Consider the following 19,282-nt stretch of genomic DNA (forward strand, 5'->3'; position numbering starts at 1 on the left):
TTGTTTCATCCTTTAACACTCAACTTCTACATCGCACCGCTATATCTACGCCTAATCGTTTTGATTCATTGCTCTAATTTACTATGTCAAAAATTTAGGGTTGTCACTTCAACTCATAACTGGAGTTTATGATTTTAGTCTTTAACATCTTCATTTATTTATCTCAGACGAATCTCCCTACCTGGAGGTCTTATTGCTCCTTATTGACAATAGCTTTGAATGCCATTTTTGTTGATTCATGGCTACTCAAATGTCTTTTTTGACTTCAGATGTTTGTTTTTATTCTTACTTCCTTTTTTCTCTCAGTATTTTCTCTCTGTGACACTTGAGGGTGCGGAAGGTGGGTTTTATCAGTAGCACTTTCTCTGACCAGTTCCGAAGCCAAAGTCATTTTTTGAATGATTGGTGCTAAAGCTTGCTCTGTTGGTTGATGGGATTCAAAAGTCAGTAGTTCGACCGCCTGCTGTATCAGTTCTGGCTGTGGCAAATATCTAAGATGCGCTGTGATTCGGCTTTGTACATCCCTTATGAAAATCCTGGCCAACGTGGACGACCACGCCCAGAACGCTTGACTTGTCCTTGTTAAACTCCCTTTCGGGTGTCAATCGCATAAATGACGGTCTTCCTGTTTGACATTTGCGCTATTTTGCAAATAGTCTTTGACCCAATTGCAACCTTGCATGAATAATTTCTCTGGGCTGGAATCAAAATCTAAATTCCAGAGAATGGCATTACCCAGTGAATCTGATGAAGCTAGCAGCCGACCATCAGCATTGAAACTCAGACTTTTGACCCCAGCAGTATGACCACCAAGGGTTTGCAATACTTCTCCCTTACGATTCCAAAGCTTGATTGTCATGTCTTCACTAGCCGTGACAATAGTCTGTCTATTAGAAGTGAAAACTAGAGCATTTACCTCACCCTCATGTCCCCGGAGAGTTAATAACTCTTTACCCTGTCGGTTCCACAGCTTAACTGTTTTATCCTTGCTAGTAGTAGCGATCGTCTGGCTATCGGAACTGAAACTAACTGAATTTACTCCTGCCTGATGCCCGTGCAATGTTAATAATTCTTTACCATCCCGGCTCCAAAGTTTAGCTGTGCTGTCTTCGCTGGCGGTAGCAATAATTTGACCATCGGGGCTGAAACTCACACTCCTTACACCTGCTTGATGTCCCCGTAGAGTCAACAATTCTTTACCTTTGAGATTCCATAATTTGACGGTTGTATCCCAACTGGCACTGGCAATAATCTGACTATCAGGGCTAAAACTAACGCTTCTTACATCCCCCTGATGACCCCGCAATGTTGCCAATTCCTGACCAGCTAGATTCCACAGTTTAATAGTTTTGTCTCGGCTGCTAGTGGCAATGAATTTGCCATTAGGACTGAATTGTAAACTTCTCAATGTATCGTCATGACCGCCAAGTTTCGTTAGTAGTTGTCCCTGTAGGTTCCACAGTTTAGCCATAGTATAGCGACCAGCAGTACCAAGGATCTGACCATCAGGACTAAAACTAACACTTGCAGCAGCAGCTTCACCAAGATTGAGTATGAAAGGGTGAGATTTAGTGTCCAAATTCCACAGTCTTACCATCCCATTCTCACCACTACTCGCAAGCAGCTGACCATCCTTACTAAAGTTGACACCCCAAACTGCATCTGTATGACCTTGGAGAACTTCCAATTGTTTTCCTTGGCGATTCCAGAGTCGCACAGTTTTGTCCCAGCCAGCAGTAGCAATGGTCTGACCATCGCGGTTGAATACTACACTACCAACTGTATCAGTATGTCCATGCAGGGTTACTAGTTCTTTTCCTTCTAAATTCCAGAGTTTTGCGGTTTTGTCCTTACTGGCAGTGGCAATTATTTTACCATTCCTACTGAAATTAACATACATTACCCAATCGCGATGTCCCTTGAGCGTCAATAGTTCTTGACCATCAAGGCTCCAAACCTTTGCAGTACCATCCCGACTCGCAGTAGCAATCATTCTTCCTTTGGGACTAAAACTAATCGCCACAGCAGGTGCATTATGGGTATGGAATGATCGCAATTCTTTACCTTCCAAATTCCATAACCGCATTGTGCCATTCCACTCCATCCCCGCCACCATCCTGCTATCGGGGCTGAAGCCTACGCACGCTACCCAATCCTTGTGAGGTAAAGTGAGAAGTTCTCGACCATCTTCAACACGCCAAACCTTAACAGTTTTATCTCGACTGGCGCTAACCAACATTTTACCATCCGGGCTAAAATTAACACTCCACACCCCATCAGTATGTCCTCGGAGGGTATGAAGTAGCTTACCATCACGTTGCCAAATTTTCACTGTCTTGTCCCAACTAGCAGAAGCAAGCTTCTGCCCATCTGGGCTAAATTTTACCCGTGTGACCACATCTGTATGCTCCACTAGGCGGTTACTTTCGCGTACCCAGTAAATAGACTGCCGTAGCGCCTTTTCTACCTGTACTTTTAAGTCTGTGTCCGCATTATTCCATCCCATTTGGTTTAATTTCATACTTGCTTTCATACTTGCAAGCAAAGCATCTAAGTTATGATTAGACTCAAAAGCAGCTTCTGATGAAAGAGTGAGCGCTTTAATCTCACCAATAGTTACCTGTCGTTTTTGTTGTGCTGTTTGCCATGTCAGCAATCCTGACAGTCCTACTAAAGTCACAGCTACTACTGAAAGCACCGATAACCCTATCAGTCCGCGCCGAATGGTTTTCTTCGCTTGCTGTTGGGCGTTCAGCAGAATTTGATTTGCTTGTTCGGATGTGCTGAGGGCATTTTGTACCTCTCGTTTATCGAGTTCCTCACTGGCAGCTAAAAACCGATAATCTTGGTTGCTTAAACTTTTTCCCCTTGCCCAAGCTTGAGCTTCTTTAAGCGCTTCTCCTCGCAGAAGATATGTTTCATTTTGATAATCAGATGCTACCCAAGCATTCAGTAAATCTGCGTAAGTTCGCAGCTTCTTGAGTTGCTTTTCCACCCATTCACAGTTAAAAACCTCCTCATATATGCGGTTGTAAATCTGTAATACACCTTGTTGTTTAACAACTAATCCCGACAAAAGTAACTCTATTTTTTCTGGAGAATCATCCGCAGGGACACTACCATCTTGGAGAATTTGCTGATATAGTCCCAGCAGCCTGCTAGCGCGTTGTTCGTTGCTAAGTAAGCGATCGCGTATTGTTCTTAAATGCGGTGGTTCATCTTGGGCTGCCCAATTTTCAATAATACGCGATCGCACAATTGCAGATACTTGATCAGCAATCTCCTCATGCTGCGTTAATATCTCCCCCATCAACTTTTGCAGAAATGGATATTGAGGAGTTGGAAATTCTTTGCTTTTCTCCCCATCTTCCTTCTGTGCTACCAACTGACATAGCTTCTGAGTTAAAAATGGCTGTCCTCCCGTCCAAGCCAGGATCTCCTTGAGTACCGACTTTGGATTTACCGAATCAGCCAGTCCTAGTTCTAATGGTTTTACTTCATGCAGACGGAAACCATTCAACTCAATCGCCCGACCGATATTAAAAGGTGTCCGGGTTTTATCTGCAATTAAATCTGAGGGGGTTGCTACTCCCAACAAAGCAAAAGTCAGGCGTTTATATTCATGACAAGAGCGAATCAGAGCAAAAAAATCATCAGTATTAAATGCTAAGCTGAGGGTACTGTCGATTTCATCGAAAAAAATCACAATCGGTTGGGCGATTAATTCTGGCAGTACGTTTTGCAGCAATTCCCCCAAGCGACCTACGGGTGATAAATCTTGTCGTTCTGCTAGCCAATTGCGGACGTTAATTTGGCTAGATAAACGGAAACTTCGCACCAGACGCATAATAATGTCAGCATACCATTGGTCTGGTGTAATGTTCTTGTTCCCAATCCCAGACAAGTCAACCGTTGCACAGGCAAAGCCATCCTCTTGCAGTTGCTTCGCCACCTGTACCCGCAGGCTAGACTTCCCCATCTGGCGGCAGTTGAGAACGTAGCAAAAAGCACCTGCTTTCAAAGCCTGGTAGAGTTCTTGATCTGCCTGGCGCATGACATAGCTAAGTGCATCTACTGGCAGGCGACCACCAACTTGATATTCGTAGGGTGACAACAGTTCGTGCATTCTGATTGCCTGCGTCATTGATCAAAGGTTGACTGACTTTATTTTTAGGGTTTGAGCGGTCAATTGTCGATGTAGAAAAGTTAAGGATTTTGAAGACAGAGAGAACTTAGAATTATTAGGGATCGGAGATCGGGGATTAGGGAAGAGATTTTAATTAATTCAAGACTGAGAGCGGGGTTGAAATCGCCAGTTAACAGCACGAGCCTGAGGATAGGGGCGTAAAGGTACAAGTTCAGAAATAGAAGTCAAATTATAGTTTTTGCCAGGAATGCGAAATCGCCATTTAACAGCACGGGGTTGGCGATAAGGACACTCCGGAGTAAGAAGACGCTCAAAGATCAAAGCACGGTAGATGAGTTTAATTTTCTTTGGTTCGCTAGCATCTGTAGAAGCTTCTACTTTGCAGATACTTGCTTCAGGTTTAAGAGGCTGGTTAGCTTGAGAATCTACCTCGCGATTAAATATTTGCATAGTTTTAAATACACCTAAATGAATCAGTTCGTCTTATACAAGTTGTCAGCAAATTTCATCGCCAGTTGACGTAACTGATACCACGATACTTCAATTGGCGTGGTAACTGTTGTTGTTTTACAACTTTGGGTAAATGAAATCTCGCCTTTACACCTCTATAGAGACCAATTCTATATTCTTCGGTGATGTAAGTTTCATAAGGGTTAGATTCGTAATTGGCAGTTCGATAAGTTAGTTGCATAGTGTTTTCCTGCTAGGGAATGTATAACGCTTACATCTCTACTTATAGGTTTGAGACAAACAATAGTCGATACAGAAAAGTTAAGGATTTTATTGACTTAACTCTTGATTTCAATTCTTAACTTTTTACACATCAAGCTTCTCGTAGCTATAATCCCGCAAAAATTAACACTTAAGACACCACACAGTTATAAACATTGTCTACCTTGCCATAATCTAGCTTGACTATCCGGTCTGATAAATAAAAATATTGGTCGTCATGAGTAACCACTACCACAGTTTTACCTTTATTTTTTAGCTCAGATAATAATTGTGTGTAAAAAAGCTTCTTAAATATAGGGTCTTGGTCTGAAGCCCATTCATCAAATACATAAATAGATCTATCTTCTAAATAAGCAGTCAATAAAGCAAGACGTTTTCGCTGTCCTTGAGACAATAAGGTAGTCGAAAGTCTACCATTTTTAACTTGAACTTTTTTATCGAGTTGTAATTTGACTAGATAATCATATATTTGCTCGTCAGCAATAGTTTTACCTAAATTAAATAAATTATCGAAGAGATAAAAATCGGAAAATACAACTGAAAAATGTTGGCGAAACCACTCTTGATTTTCTGTAGTAACTAATTTGCCATTGAGATAGATTTTTCCACTTTCAGGAATGTATAAACCAGTGATTAATTTAATAAGAGTAGACTTACCACTACCATTACCACCGACAATAAAAATAATTTCACCGCCTGAAACAGTCAAATCAATTGGGCCAAGAGTAAAAGCTGTATCTTCTGAGTCTTGATGATAGGTATGAGTGATACCCACAAATTCTAAACGGTGACAAAAATTATCTGCTTCATCCCAATTCATTAAATTACTTGCATAACAGTGATTGGACAATGATATTTTGAGAGAATTAACCTTCTTTAAAGCAACAGTTGCTTTGCTGAAAGTAGGAATAGCACTCATCATGTAGTCTAAAGGTGAAAGCAGGTAGAGAATAGTCAGCGCATATCCAGATAAAATATGAATGGGGATAGTTTGGAGATTAGGCAGAGCAAAAATTACCAGTCCAACAACTACAAAGAATAAAATATTTCCCCAACTAGCAGCCGCTGCAAATATAGTCATCCCAACTACATTGTTACGCCGATATAATTGTGCAGTTTCTCTCAGTTCTTTCTTTAAAAATGTTTGTCGTCGCTGATAGTGAAGCTTCAGTTCTTTGCTTCCCTCAGCAATGCTCTGAAAATGATTAAATAATTTATCTTCTTGCTGACGAGCTAAAATAAAGAATGAGGTTGCTTTGTGTGCTACCTGTTGATAGCTAAATATTCCTAGTAGTAAAGAAATGACCACCAGCAAAAATATCGTTGGAGATAACCACAACAAATAAAAAAGGCAAGTCACTACAATAGTAATGTCAATACACAATGTAGGAATAACGTAAACCGTGTTAGAAATTGCCAAAACATCATCAGTTAGTGTAGCTAAAATGCGATGTTTTCCTAAACTCTCCAAATAATACAGTGGTGCAGCTAAAATTTTCTCACTCAAAATGAGTCGTAATTCTAAAATTGCTTTTTCTGCTAGATTTATTAATAAATATTTAGAAATGATGTTAGTAATAAATTTTATAAAACAAAGACTGACAAAACTCCAAATTAATGCTGTCATCTGTGATGAATGATTAACTTGAGTGTTGATTGTAATAAGTAATCCAGCGGTGCTAACCCCACTTAATAAACCCATGAAGGCAGCAAGAATCAGGATTCTCCAAGAAGAACGTAACAGTAAAGTTATTAAGTTCATGCCAACTCTTTTGTGATAGATAGTCTTGCTGTTTATATATAGAAGTTGGATGATCGCAGTGTCGATACAGAAAAGTTAAGGAAATAGGGATGAAAATGACTTAACTTACAAACTTAACAATTGAATAGAGGAGGTAGAAACGAGATTTCAGTAGATTGGCAACGGCTCAAATTCCCTAACTAATCTACATCGACTATTGCAGCCCCACATTTTACAAAGAAAGAGAACAGTTAAGATTTGCCATCAAAGTCAATTTTATGAACGCTAAACTAGACGTGATCGTCATTGGGGCTGGTTTTTGCGGTATTACTGTAGCTGCAAGTTTAAAAAAATTTGGGATTAATAATTTTATTGTGATAGAGAAGGGTGAAACTGTCGCAACTATCTGGAAAAATGCCTACGAACGATTAGTTACTCAAAATCCTTATTTTACTCTACCTTTCTTTGAGGGCAAGGGAAAATATTCCACGTTTAAGACCAAAGATGAAATGGTGCAGTATTTAACAGAATATGCATATCATTTTCAAGTTGATTCTCATACTCGCTTTGGTGAGGAGGTGCAAAGTATTACCAAGATTTATAATCAAAATCAAACAGATAATTACTGGCAGATACAAACAACTAAAGACATTCTATACAGCAAGATTCTTGTTATATGTACTGGACTAAATAATGAACCTGTGATACCAAACTTTTGTGGGCAAGAATGTTTTTCAGGGAGAATTATTCATAGTAGTGCCTATAAAAATGGTTTTTCTTATAAAAGTAAAAAAGTTTTAGTCATTGGTTCGGGAAATTCAGCAGCAGAAATAGCACTTGATTTATATGAACATGGTGCTGCTCGTGTAGATATGTTAATACGTGGTCAACGCTGGGTATTTCCTCTTTATCCGAGACTGCGATCGCTACAATATTGGTTATGGCGAAGCAGGTCATATTTTAAACAGTTGTTTAATCAAACTACAACAGATACGAGAATAGAAGCTATGGAGAGAGCCATAGACTTTTCTCCAGAAGAATTACAAACATACATCAAGGAAACTGATAAATTTATTCAGCGTTTTGCTTTAGATTTGAGTGCATACTCTATCTATCCAGAAGATAAAGGGCCAATGGATGTGGAAGTTAATCAGGGTCGTGTCGCGTGGGTAGATAGAGGTACTGTCAAACAAATCAAAAAAGGAAATATTCAAGTAATCTCTAGTAATATTCAACAACTCACAAAAACAGGCGTAATTTTTGCCAATGGTGTAGCACAAGATTACGATGCAATTATTTTAGGTACTGGCTTTCGTCCTAGCATCAATAAAATATTGAGGCAGCCTGAATTGTATCTAAATGTGAATGATAGGTTATTACCAAAAACAGATAGTAAATGCCAATCTATTGTTGATCCCACACTTTACTTTGTAGGCTTTGAGAAAATTGTAGGCGCATCCGCAACTTATGGATATTACGGTTGGTGTACAGGTAAAAGAATTGCCTTGCAATTGCTGGAAAGACCATTTTTATCGCATCAAAAATTGCAGATTCGCCTTTAGTTAAGAGTGATGTTGTAAAAGTTAAGTCTCTAGTTAAGTTAGCTTCTAAATTTAATTCCTTAACTTTTCTGTATCGACTTTTACCTTGGCAAATTCTATAAAGATAACATCACACCTGTAATCAAGGAGTTGAACTGATGAATCGTGTAATGAATTCTATGCACAATATGCGCCAGAACAGAATACTTACATTAGCCTTACCAATCAGCATTTTGTTATTGACACAAGCTTGTGCGCCACCTCCTTCTCGAATGATATCTACACAACCTAATGTAGATAATTCTGTGAACTATCCACTCAATCAAGCTGGTAATTAAATTTATCTAAGTTTTCCCGGCTGTAGTTATTCCAAATCATAGAACTTACACAAAATTTTTAAGTGTAAGTTCTTGACACCGAAACTGTTTGAATCCCCATTATCTGAACTAATAACTAGGAGAAAAAATATGCAACCACAATGGGATAATTATTTACAAACATACACCAACAAAGCTTATCAGTACACAACTTTAGTAGAGCATACAGGGGTGTTGATATCCTTGGCGATGGATAGCGATCGCCGCATTTATTATACTGTTCTCGATCAGCAAGATGACCCCAACCCTATTGATGCCAGAAATTGGTCATTAACGCCCCAAGAATTGATTTTTCCTAACGAAATTACTCAAGTTGGTTTTGGGATTCTGCCCAACAAAGTTTTACCAACTGTGAGAAGCAATGGTCAACCTGCAATTAATCGTTCAGAAATCGATTTCTTTCGTTCTACCACCGCTAGACTAACAGCAGATGAACCATTTCAAGCCTTGAGTGATGGACAATATATTTACATCTTCCGTCAGTCTATAGATGGTAATCATCCTGATAACGTCACTGTCATAAATTCAGATGGACAAACATCTATTCCTATTGTTGACAAAACTCTCTTAGTAGATAGATTTATCCTTTCTGGTACGCAACTCAAAACAGCTAGAGAAGTCCGCTATCGTCGCAGTCGCCATAAAATTCTCAAAAATGGTGCTAAAGATACTCTCGGCGCTACAGATATGGATAATCGTCCATTTTTTGAGCCAACTATGGAGTTAAATTTTATTGGGAATTTGATTGATGGACGGTTTACAGTTTTACAACTCCCAACGGGTATTCCAGATATTAAACGTTGGCAGATATTTGTTCATAATCAACAGACTAACAGAATTGATGCGTACAATATCGAACGTTCTGCTGATGGCTTTTTCAATACTCAAGGTACAGAAAGTCCAGAGACATTTGCGAAAATGGGTTATGCAGAAACAGCGTTAAAGCTGGATGCTGATACCTATATTGCAGGTAAAGCGCAAGTTCTCAATAAACAAGAGTTTAATATTTCGGCTTGGATTAAACCAGAAACTACTGGTGTGATTTATTCAGAAGGAACACCAGCAGCAGTTTTCCAAATTAGCTTGGTAGAAACTCAGTTAAATACTAATGGACAAGTTCTTCCTGGGTACGGTTTACAGGTAAGCGCTAACTCCAAGACTGTCACTTCTGCGGCTAATGCGATCAAAATGGGGGAATGGAATCATATTAGTATTTCTCTGGCTCCGGCTCCCGATAATATGAATGCGCCAGCTAATTCTGGTGTGGTAAAAATTCAAGTTGGGGATGCAGTTGTTAATGGTGAAGGCGAAGACAATCAATATTTATTGTTTCCTACCACTGCTGCAACGACAACTTATATGGTTGTGGGGAGAAATGTTGCTTCGCTGTATGGTGGAACACAACCCGCTTTACCTATTGTCGCCACTGTTGATGAATTATCGATTTGGGAACGGGAACGTTCAGAACTGGAAGTTAGAGAGACTAAAAAGTTCCGTAAGGCGGGAAATGAACCTGGTTTAATTACCTATTGGCAATTTGATGAAGGTAACGGCACAACTGTTTACGATCGCACTGACACCCTCAACAATGGTATTGTCGAAGGGCAAGCCGAGTGGATACAGTCTGACGCGCCTATAGGCGATAATCCTGGTATTCAACGCACGAGTTTTGGATTTGGCGATCGCACTGTGGCAGGTAAAGGTATCTCTGCTTTACTGTATTATCAGCAAGAGGAACTACCTACTGGACATGATAGAACACCTGCACCCATCAAACAAAATGCCCGTGTGTTGGTGGGGGTAGCCACAGCCGATGAAAATGATACTCAGAAAAAAATAGCTGTCCTTGATTTTGCTGTCAGTAAACGGGGGCGTTTATCGCAAATTCCCGACAATATCAATCTACCGTTGATAGACACAAAGACAAAAGACCCGAATACCTTTATCAACAAAATCATTGAGTTAGAACAAACCGAAATTCCCAATATCCAACGGGAAATTGACTCTCTCAGTAAAGAAATTGTGACGCAACAAGCAGCAATTCAAACATTAATTATTGATAGAGCAAATAGCGCAAGACTGAGAGCAAATTTACAAAATAGTAGGGGTGTTACAGGATATTCTCAAACTGGATTTCTCGGTGCTAGTCAGCGATTAGGCATTGGCGATCATCCCACATTAAATATTGCCATTAACTCGGTAAAACCCGATCCAGGGTTATATGTCATCCTTTATGAACAACCAAACTTCCAAGGAACTTCTCGCGCCCAATATGAGGATAATAGTAGATTAGGCGGCACTTATTTTCTGAGTAATTACAGAAGTGCGAAGGTATTAACTACTGCGAGTTTTCAGCAACAAATTAACTTATACAACTCAGAAATTGACAACATCAACGCCCAAATTACCAACATTCAAACGGTAATTCTTCCCAACTTAAATAAGCAACTAGTAGCACAAACGGAACATCTGCAAAACCTCAAAGCCCAATTAGCAGATTTACGCGCCCAATTGCAAGGTAAATTTGCTTTCCCCATGCGCTTAATTCATATTGACCCCAATGGTTTAAATGTAGTGGGTGGACTGCTAGATTTTGCTTGGACAAATGACGCACCGCAATTATTTGAAAGTGCTAACGGAATGCTGCGGTTGTATTTCCGAGGTGATGCAGACCAATTTTTTGCTGTGAGTTACAACACTAATGTTGCTCGTGCGAATATTTTACTTTCTAATAGCGTGCAACTACAAGAACGTTCTCCAGGGTTGGGACGCAGTGAAGTCAAGGTGATTATGGCTAGTGATGCTAACCCTGAAACCACTACTGTGAAGATTAGCGATGAGTCAGATGCTAATACTTGCAATGTCACCCTAGAAAATAGCTTGTTGCAAATTACCGAAACTTGGCAACGAGTCCCCCGCAACCCGATGGGTTTTGCACGGGTGTTGAGTGGACAGGCGCGGGATGTGGTTTATCTCGGTCGTTTGGGCGCAGCTGTCACAGGCAAAGTTGATACAATTACCTTGGCGGAACCTGCAACTCAACGCTACGAACAAGGTGCAACTTTAGTAATTGGTGCAGGAACTCTGACTTTAAGAAAGGCGATCGCACCCGGCGACAAAGAAGTTAGCATTAGTGAAATTACCTTTACAGATACTCTACCTGCTGGTACAACCATCAACTTGGTTGAATACGATTATGACAGTTACAGCAGCTTCAGCAACACAGGCGAGCTGATGAATGCTCCTTATAATCTGAAATACGGTTCGGTTTTGGTAGAAGTGGCTGGAGTATCCAACACAGGTAACATTGAAAATCTTGCCACTCGTCCTCTAACTGGCTTATCTCAACCCAACGCCTGGATTTCCGACACGCCAGGAAATGCGCTGCAAATTCGCAGTGGAAATTTAAGCGGTGATGCTACCGAGTTATCAAACCAAGGCGACATTTCTCTAGAAGCTTGGATTCGTCCTGATAAAGACATCTCTCGTAACATCACTTGGATTGTCTCCCAAAATTCCCCCACATCTAGATATTCCTTGGGAGTTCAAGGAAAGCCTGTAAATTCTGCCTTCCGATTCAATGGAGTCAGTGACTATATCCAAGCCGCTAACCTTAACTTGGCGAATCAATCCTTCACAGTGGAATTTTGGGCAAAACGAGATTCTGCTAGCCTTAATGCCTTATTTTCCGCAGTTCTCACCCAAGGAAGGCCTACCAATAATAACCAACTGCACTTCGGTTTTCGTAAGAACGGAGTCTTTACCTTCGCCTTTTATGGCAACGATTTGAATACACCAACTAATGTAGTAAACGATACTAACTGGCATCACTGGGCTTGTACTTTTGATGCCCAAAGTCGCAAACGCATTGTTTATAAAGATGGGACTCGTGTTGCTGATGATATTGCCACCGCAGCTTATCAAGGTACAGGGGCATTACTGATGGGAACAATAGAGAATCCCTCCAAAGAGTTTTATTTCCAAGGTGCAATTGATGAAATCCGGATTTGGGGAAAAGTACGTAGCCAATCTGAGATTAATGATACTAAAGACTGTCGTTTAGAAGGCAATGAACCAGGGCTGCGGGCTTACTATCACTTTGAAGATGGAACAGCAAGCGATCGCACTGGTAACGCCAGCAATGATGGGCAAATTTTCGGCAGTCTCCCCAGAGTAGAATCAGGACTCACCGCCTACAACGTTGTCGCTGGGGTGAGAGATCGCTACCTTACCACCAATGAACCAATGTGGACAACTACTTGGGAACACGTTGCTGCCACCTACGCCGAAGCCTATGCCTTAAGATTTAACGGTGTAAATAATTACCTAGACTGTGGTAATCAAGTTGGCTTAGGGGTAGACAATGAACTGACAATTGAAATGACTGTAACTCTACCTAACAACAATCAAATGTTCTTCCCCTTGTTGCAAAAAGGTAGAATTGGCAGAGACAACCCCGAACTCACTGCTTGGTTATACGTCAGACGAGATTCGGCGACAAACTACAGCCTGTGTTTTGGTTATGAAGATAATCAAGAACCACGCCTAGTAATTGCCCCCGTTAACGCCCCTACCCCTGGTACTCCGGTGAACATTGCCGTCACAGGTACACAAACTGACGATGGTTACACAGTTAACTTGTACTGGAACGGACAATTTAAGGTAACTAGAACTAGTAGCGGTAAACCAGTGACCAGTTTACAACCTCTGGAAGTAGGTAGGTGTAATGGTATACCCCAAGGGTCAAGCATTGTTAATGGTTATCCCCGTTATCTGTTGGGAACTATCAGCAGCTTGCGGGTGTGGAACCGTGCTTTAAGTATGGGTGAATTACACCAAAATAATAGCGATCGCAATAAATTAGCCGGTGAGTGGCGCATTAACGAAGGTTTCGGTAACACTACCGCCAATTTAATCGGTAACGATGAAGCCAGAATCATCGGTGCTACTTGGGTTGCTGACCCTTCACCCACAGCTACCAGACTAGAATTATACATCAACGGTATCCCTGCCCAGATTGCCCCCATCAATGCTGTCACCTTGCCAAATAACCAATTTACCGTGGGTCGAGATTTCCGGGGAGCAATTGATGAAGTCCGCATCTGGAAACAGTTCCGCACTCAAGAACAAATTCTCGATAACCTATTTGGACAACTCAAAGGCGAACGGGAAAACCTGCTAGCTTACTACGAGTTTGAATCTGATCCTACAACAGCAGGTAGAGTCAGCACCGTCAACGACAGCAGTCTCCGGGGAAATCGCCTTACTGCTAGCCAGAATGCCGATATTCAACATACCCTCTCCCGCGCACCGCTTTCTGATGACATACCTTTAGTCAGGAATGCTCTGGGTAGTGTAAGTAACAGATACAACAGTAATATTACCAGCCGTCCTGCGATCGCCGAATACGCAGACATCCAAACCGCCGACAACGGCGAAATCACTGGAGTTCACAAACGCTGCTACAGTTTCATTCAAAACGGTCATTGGTATTTGCTCACAGGTTACAAAGTTGGTAACTTAATTACCGAATGGATTAGTCAAGTCCAATTCGACCCGCAAATCAAAGGTTACATCGAAGGTGCGCCCCCCGTTCCTTCCGAAAACCTCACCGCCGGGCCTATTGATGATTCTTCCAGCACTTACGTTGATACCACTTCTGTAGAGTTTGTCGAAGCTGATAGCGTTTCCTACACACTTTCTGCGAGTAAAAGCAGTAGTTTCAACTCCTCCTTTGAAGCATCCATCACTGGAGAAGTGAGCCAAAATATCGATGGTGTAGTTGCTCCTTTAGGCTTCGGTATTATCACTAGAGATATTATTGCTGGCGGTGTTAAATTTGGTGGCTCAGTCAAATTAGATACTGAGTTGAGATGGTCGAGTAACCAGCAACAAACTAACAAAACCAATGTCAGCAAAATGACATCTGTTGGTTTAGGTGGCGCTTGGGAAGATCCAAATATTAACAGACGGCTGAATAAAGCCATGCCTCGCCGTTACCAACCATCCAACGTCGGCTTTGCTCTAGTAGAGTCGGAAACTGCTGATATCTATGCCCTCCGCTTGGCACATAACCGCGCCCTCGTTACCTTCAGGATGGTTCCTAATCCCAATATTCCCAAGGATACCAACATCATTCCTTTCCCCATCAAACCTGGTTACACCAAACAAGGCACACTCGATGGTGCTGTCGGTTATGACCAAAACGGCAAGGTATTAGATCCAGATTATCCCGAAGCTACAACCTACGGCGAGTACAGCTACTTCAAACCCAGTGAAGCTTACGCCCTACGTCAGCGTATCCAAGCCGAAGAAACCCGCTTGCGTACCTTCTACGAAGACTTCCGCACCACACCCCCCGGTGCAACTGGTGTTTTAGCTGGAGGACTCACAGGTGCGATCGCCGGAGCCTCAGTTGCCGGCGCAGCTGCACCCTTTGTAGCCGCTGCGGGAATTGCTGCTGGTGGTTTAATCGATGCGTTGACTTCCAACAACGATTTACCAGAGCAATACAGTAAACGTAACTTAGTCAACAGCTACATCTGGACAGCCGACGGTGGACTCTTCGCTGAATCGACAGAAACCACAGATGTACAGCAAGAATCTACCAGTGGAGCGTATAATTTCACAGGTAACGCCACCTTCAGTGCTGCCGCCACCGGGGAAGTAGTTGGTATCAGTTTAAACGTAGAAACTAAAGCATCCTTTGGTGGTAGTTTAAACCTGACTAAATCCAAAACCAAAGAAGCCAGCCAATCTTTTAGAATCGACCTGAAAAACAACACCCCAGGCGACTTACAGAGATTTAGACTAGATGAACGCGGTAACTTAGTGCGAGATGAAGGCGATCGCCCCATCCGCGAATATGATGCCAATGGTAATCCTTTGGATGCTCCCGGTAAAGTCAACGCCTATCGTTTCTTGAGCTTCTACCTCACCCCAGATACCCAAAATTACGACGCTTTCTTTAATGAAGTCGTCGATCTCATCTGGTTAGAAGAGAATAATTCCCCCAACGCTCAAGCACTCCGCCAAGCACGACAACCCGAAGGCGGCCCCGCTTGCTGGCGCGTCTTCCACCGCGTCACCTTCGTCAGCCGCATTCTTCCAGAATTCCCCGACCCCACAGCACCACCACTAGACCGGGCAATTCAGAATACGGACTTAAGTAGCAGTTACGAATTAATCAAGTTAATTGAGCCATTTGTCCGTAATGCTACGGCTAATGCTGGAGAATTCGATGCTGCTGTCAGGAATGCAATTCGTGTCTATTTGCCAGAGTTATCAGAGAGTTTGACTCAGGAGGTTGTGTTGGTGTTGGCTAATTATTTCGGTGTGGAGGGAGTGAATTAGTTAACGCAATCGAATAAGACATAAAATCTAGGCTGCGTGGGGCAAAAAGCCTCACGCGCTTTTATGCGACGAGGAAATGGAACGCAACAAAATAAGTAGTTATGCAAAATTATTTGAAGAATAGCGCAAATGTTAAAGAGGATGAGCGGGGTTTATGCGATGATCTACGCCCCTAGCGCAACCTCTCGCAGAGTTTGCATAGTATTATCCGGTAGCTAATTTGGTAATAATATCTGCATACTCTTTTTTAGGTTTCAAGCTTACAATCTGTGCTAATATTTGCTGCTTCTTAAGTAATACTACTGTTGGGACGCTTCTGACACCAAAGCTAATAGCAAGTTCAGGTTCTTCGCTCATATCGAGTTCAACCAAATGCAATTTACCTGTGTTATCAACAGCTATTTGATGTAGCACAGGTTTAAGTGTTTCACAGGAAGGACAGTAGGGAGCCACAAACTTGACAATAATTAGCCGATTAGATTCCTGCATCAACCATTCAAAAGCTGCTCGCCCTGTAAAGAAAGTTTGATCAACAGAAAAAGTTTCTTGCATATTTATCTCCTAAATACTGGTATAAAAAACATGGTCTAGGAAGCGAAATTAGCAAGCGATGGCGTTCCCCTCGCCGGAGGCGATCGCATCTGTTGATAACCACCGTTCAGCTTCCAGGGCTGCCATGCAACCCGTACCGGCTGCGGTAATTGCCTGACGATAAACACAATCCTGAACGTCTCCAGCCGCCCAAATTCCGGGAATATTAGTAGCTGTACTCTTACCCTGAGTTTTGATATAGCCTGCTTCATCCAGTTCTAATTGATCCTGAAACAGTTGCGTGTTGGGGGTGTGACCAATGGCGTAGAACAACCCGCCCACTGTTAAATCGGAAACTGCACCCGTTTGTGTATCTCGGATTTGGACGCTACGTAGTACCTCATCACCATCCACATTGATGGGTGAGCTATGCCAGTGAATGTGAATTTGGGTGTGATGGAATACACGCTCCTGCATCGTCTTGTCAGCCCGCAGGTGATCGCTCCGCACCAGTAAATGAACTCTACGGGCATACTTAGTCAGATAAAGAGCTTCTTCCACAGCCGAATCCCCCCCACCAACCACAGCAATATCTGCATTCTCAAACAAAGGATTTGCCCCATCGCAGATCGCACAGGCAGAGATACCGTTATTCCAAAACTTCTCCTCACCTGGCAGATGCAGTCTTTTAGCAGTGGCTCCCGTACAGATGATCATAGCGCGAGCCTTAACTTCCAGCAGATCAGCAGAGGCGATCGCAAAGGGGTATTGAGTAAAATCTACAGCAATTGCATCATCGGCGATTAATACAGCACCCCAGCGCAATGCTTGCTGGCGCATCTGCTGCATTAACTTTGGACCGTGAACTCCTTCAGGGAAACCGGGATAGTTCTCCACCTCAGTGGTTGTCATCAATTGACCTCCGGGTATTCCCCCAGCACTGAACCCTTCAAATACCAAGGGCTTGAGTTGAGCGCGTCCCGCATAGATGGCGGCAGTATAACCCGCTGGACCAGAGCCAATAATCACCAGATTCTCCACCATGATTTAACTAACCTCCCACAAACCATTGAGTACCAGAAAACAGGTAGTATCCCCCAGTCAAAATCAGCGCCAGACTACCAAAACGGATAATCCCTTCGGAATGTTTCAACAACTGGTTACTTTGTTTCGCCAGTCCCGTAAATAAACTCGCTAGAAAAATCAGGATAGTATAACCCAGAGCATAGCTAACCATCGTCAGCGTACCCAATACCTGCGAACCTGTGGCTGCGGCTGCCGCCAGCACCGCAAACAGCACCGGACTGGCACAGGGTGAACTTACCAGGGCAAAAGTCAACCCCACCCCATAAGGCCCTGCCTGGGGGAGATTCACATTCATCTGTGGTAGGGGCAGCTTTACCACCCCCATCAACCACAGACCCATCACAGCCATAATCAGTCCCACAACAATATTGATATAGCCTCGATACTCCACCATTACGGCTCCGGCGAAGGATGAAACTAAACCAAACAGGCTTAAAATCGTCACTGCTCCCAGGACAAACAAGCCAGCCTTAGTGAAAGCATCCCAACGGGATTTAATTTTCAGCGTGCCGATGTAACTGAGGTTGACTGGTAAAAGCGCCAAGATACAGGGAGAGACACTAGCAATCACCCCACCAATAAACGCCAAAGGCAGCAACACAAAGGGATTTGCTGTGTCCTGTTGGTCAAACCACTGCTGATAACGGTTTTCTACAATCGAAATTACTCGCTCAATCGGATGACTGATTACAGGTCCGAGGGTGAGAACCAAAATCAGTGATAGTAACCCCAATCCACCGTAAACTAGCCATTTTTTCGAGATTTTAGAACGCTGGCAAGAGGTTTGCTCAGTTGACGACTGAGGTATTTGTTTCATGGAATTCTCCTTAGTTTTCGCAATCCATCTGTCGCAAACATTTTTCCAGATGGTATCAGTACGCTAGCGAGGGTTTGCAACCACGAAAACCTAGCATCGCCCCTATCTTTATAGGAGCGATGCTGTCACTCAACTACTTTTTCGCTAGAGCAGTGTCGAGGACTTTGGTATAGTCAGCCTTGTTGGGATTGTTTTTGAAGATAGTTAAAATATTGCCAGTCGCCGGGTCAACGATCGCTACTGTACTTGTTTTACTCTTGTTAGCTTCTAGGAATTTCCCCAGACCTAATCTTTGCGCCATTGCTTCCGTCTGTTTGAGCTTGGCTTTATCAGTTACATCCAAGACCACAAAGTTGACCTTGCCGGAATATTCCTGTTTCAATTGCGATAGGGTAGGAGCAATATTTTTGCAGCCAGGACACCAGGTAGCAAACACATCTACCACGACAGGTTTACCCTGAAGTTCTTTCGCTAGGGGTCCTCCGACAGAGTTGACTTTAGCTGCACAAGGATTTTTACCAGCACAGGGATTTGCCTGAGCAACCTTCGTAATTGATGATTGAGCTTCAGTTGCAGAAAAACTAGCAGAAGTTGTTGCGACCATTGATACTGTAAAAACAAGGCTGCTCAAACAAATTTTGAGCAAGAAATTCGCATGTTTATGCATAAAATTCTTCCTGTCCTCAAGCTGAAATTGTTTAATTGAAGTATGCTGCCACGATGCTGACCTGAGATTGGAACTGGAGTAGTCAATTGTGACGCATCTGTTTATAAGACGACTGAGCTATCAAAATTGGATTTAATTAAATTCAAAATGCCTTCTGTGCCTTGAAAATTTTCAGCCATGAGTAGTTGGTACCGTCTCGGAAAACTAGTTATACAGAAAAATAACCAAATATCTACATCGAGCATCCAATCCGATCGCATAATACCAGTCGTCATCTAAATATAGATGAC

At 42.4% G+C, this 19,282-nt stretch carries 12 protein-coding genes; 3 read left to right on the plus strand and 9 right to left on the minus strand.

Annotated features, from left to right (window positions below; all coding sequences use genetic code 11):
* Positions 1–265: 265 nt before the first annotated feature.
* The 5 genes from AC5JMK_RS13990 to AC5JMK_RS14010 all read right to left on the minus strand — a co-directional run bounded on the left by AC5JMK_RS13990 (position 266) and on the right by AC5JMK_RS14010 (position 6,641).
* The gene (locus AC5JMK_RS13990) at positions 266–487 is read right to left on the minus strand and encodes a hypothetical protein (RefSeq protein ID WP_495910378.1); all 222 of its coding nucleotides are present in this window, start codon (positions 485–487) and stop codon (positions 266–268) included.
* 114 nt (positions 488–601) lie between these two features.
* On the minus strand, positions 602–4,126 hold the full coding sequence (locus AC5JMK_RS13995; protein WP_096678153.1) for a WD40 domain-containing protein: 3,525 nt from the start codon (positions 4,124–4,126) through the stop codon (positions 602–604).
* 159 nt (positions 4,127–4,285) lie between these two features.
* Positions 4,286–4,597: a hypothetical protein gene (locus AC5JMK_RS14000; protein ID WP_096678151.1), complete on the minus strand. Its 312-nt coding sequence runs from the start codon at positions 4,595–4,597 to the stop codon at positions 4,286–4,288.
* Positions 4,598–4,652: 55 nt separating this feature from the next.
* Positions 4,653–4,838: a DUF4278 domain-containing protein gene (locus AC5JMK_RS14005; RefSeq protein ID WP_096678149.1), complete on the minus strand. Its 186-nt coding sequence runs from the start codon at positions 4,836–4,838 to the stop codon at positions 4,653–4,655.
* Positions 4,839–5,009: 171 nt separating this feature from the next.
* Positions 5,010–6,641 (minus strand): cyclic peptide export ABC transporter, encoded by a 1,632-nt coding sequence (locus tag AC5JMK_RS14010; RefSeq protein ID WP_096678147.1) that lies wholly within the window; start codon positions 6,639–6,641, stop codon positions 5,010–5,012.
* Positions 6,642–6,898: 257 nt separating this feature from the next.
* Between AC5JMK_RS14010 and AC5JMK_RS14015 the strand changes: the two genes are divergently transcribed.
* The 3 genes from AC5JMK_RS14015 (at position 6,899) to AC5JMK_RS14025 (ending at position 15,891) form a co-directional block, all read left to right on the plus strand.
* Complete coding sequence (locus tag AC5JMK_RS14015; protein WP_096678145.1) at positions 6,899–8,182, plus strand: flavin-containing monooxygenase; 1,284 nt, start codon at positions 6,899–6,901, stop codon at positions 8,180–8,182.
* A 137-nt stretch (positions 8,183–8,319) separates the two neighbouring features.
* A complete protein-coding gene (locus tag AC5JMK_RS14020) occupies positions 8,320–8,499 on the plus strand; it encodes a hypothetical protein (protein WP_190623289.1) in 180 nt (59 codons plus the stop codon).
* A 129-nt stretch (positions 8,500–8,628) separates the two neighbouring features.
* Positions 8,629–15,891, plus strand: a complete 7,263-nt coding sequence (locus tag AC5JMK_RS14025) for a LamG-like jellyroll fold domain-containing protein (protein ID WP_495910379.1) — start codon at positions 8,629–8,631, stop codon at positions 15,889–15,891.
* Positions 15,892–16,095: 204 nt separating this feature from the next.
* Here AC5JMK_RS14025 and AC5JMK_RS14030 read toward each other — a convergent pair whose 3' ends face one another.
* The 4 genes from AC5JMK_RS14030 to AC5JMK_RS14045 form a co-directional block, all read right to left on the minus strand.
* Positions 16,096–16,443: a thioredoxin family protein gene (locus AC5JMK_RS14030; RefSeq protein ID WP_096678140.1), complete on the minus strand. Its 348-nt coding sequence runs from the start codon at positions 16,441–16,443 to the stop codon at positions 16,096–16,098.
* 48 nt (positions 16,444–16,491) lie between these two features.
* Complete coding sequence (gene trxB / locus AC5JMK_RS14035) at positions 16,492–17,466, minus strand: thioredoxin-disulfide reductase (protein WP_096678138.1); 975 nt, start codon at positions 17,464–17,466, stop codon at positions 16,492–16,494.
* Positions 17,467–17,473: 7 nt separating this feature from the next.
* The gene (locus AC5JMK_RS14040) at positions 17,474–18,325 is read right to left on the minus strand and encodes a cytochrome c biogenesis CcdA family protein (protein ID WP_096678136.1); all 852 of its coding nucleotides are present in this window, start codon (positions 18,323–18,325) and stop codon (positions 17,474–17,476) included.
* A 133-nt stretch (positions 18,326–18,458) separates the two neighbouring features.
* Positions 18,459–18,992: a TlpA family protein disulfide reductase gene (locus AC5JMK_RS14045; protein ID WP_096678134.1), complete on the minus strand. Its 534-nt coding sequence runs from the start codon at positions 18,990–18,992 to the stop codon at positions 18,459–18,461.
* Positions 18,993–19,282: the final 290 nt, after the last annotated feature.

The organism is Pelatocladus sp. (assembly GCF_059505505.1).

What these genes read in the sequence shown, in the direction of transcription:
- AC5JMK_RS14045 (WP_096678134.1), bottom strand. Translation starts at nt 18,992, where the DNA reads ATGCATAAACATGCGAATTTCTTGCTCAAAATTTGTTTGAGCAGCCTT.
- AC5JMK_RS13995 (WP_096678153.1), bottom strand. Translation starts at nt 4,126, where the DNA reads ATGCACGAACTGTTGTCACCCTACGAATATCAAGTTGGTGGTCGCCTG.
- AC5JMK_RS14015 (WP_096678145.1), top strand. Translation starts at nt 6,899, where the DNA reads ATGAACGCTAAACTAGACGTGATCGTCATTGGGGCTGGTTTTTGCGGT.
- AC5JMK_RS14025 (WP_495910379.1), top strand. Translation starts at nt 8,629, where the DNA reads ATGCAACCACAATGGGATAATTATTTACAAACATACACCAACAAAGCT.
- AC5JMK_RS14005 (WP_096678149.1), bottom strand. Translation starts at nt 4,838, where the DNA reads ATGCAACTAACTTATCGAACTGCCAATTACGAATCTAACCCTTATGAA.
- trxB (WP_096678138.1), bottom strand. Translation starts at nt 17,466, where the DNA reads ATGGTGGAGAATCTGGTGATTATTGGCTCTGGTCCAGCGGGTTATACT.
- AC5JMK_RS14000 (WP_096678151.1), bottom strand. Translation starts at nt 4,597, where the DNA reads ATGCAAATATTTAATCGCGAGGTAGATTCTCAAGCTAACCAGCCTCTT.
- AC5JMK_RS14010 (WP_096678147.1), bottom strand. Translation starts at nt 6,641, where the DNA reads ATGAACTTAATAACTTTACTGTTACGTTCTTCTTGGAGAATCCTGATT.
- AC5JMK_RS14030 (WP_096678140.1), bottom strand. Translation starts at nt 16,443, where the DNA reads ATGCAAGAAACTTTTTCTGTTGATCAAACTTTCTTTACAGGGCGAGCA.
- AC5JMK_RS14040 (WP_096678136.1), bottom strand. Translation starts at nt 18,325, where the DNA reads ATGAAACAAATACCTCAGTCGTCAACTGAGCAAACCTCTTGCCAGCGT.
- AC5JMK_RS14020 (WP_190623289.1), top strand. Translation starts at nt 8,320, where the DNA reads ATGAATCGTGTAATGAATTCTATGCACAATATGCGCCAGAACAGAATA.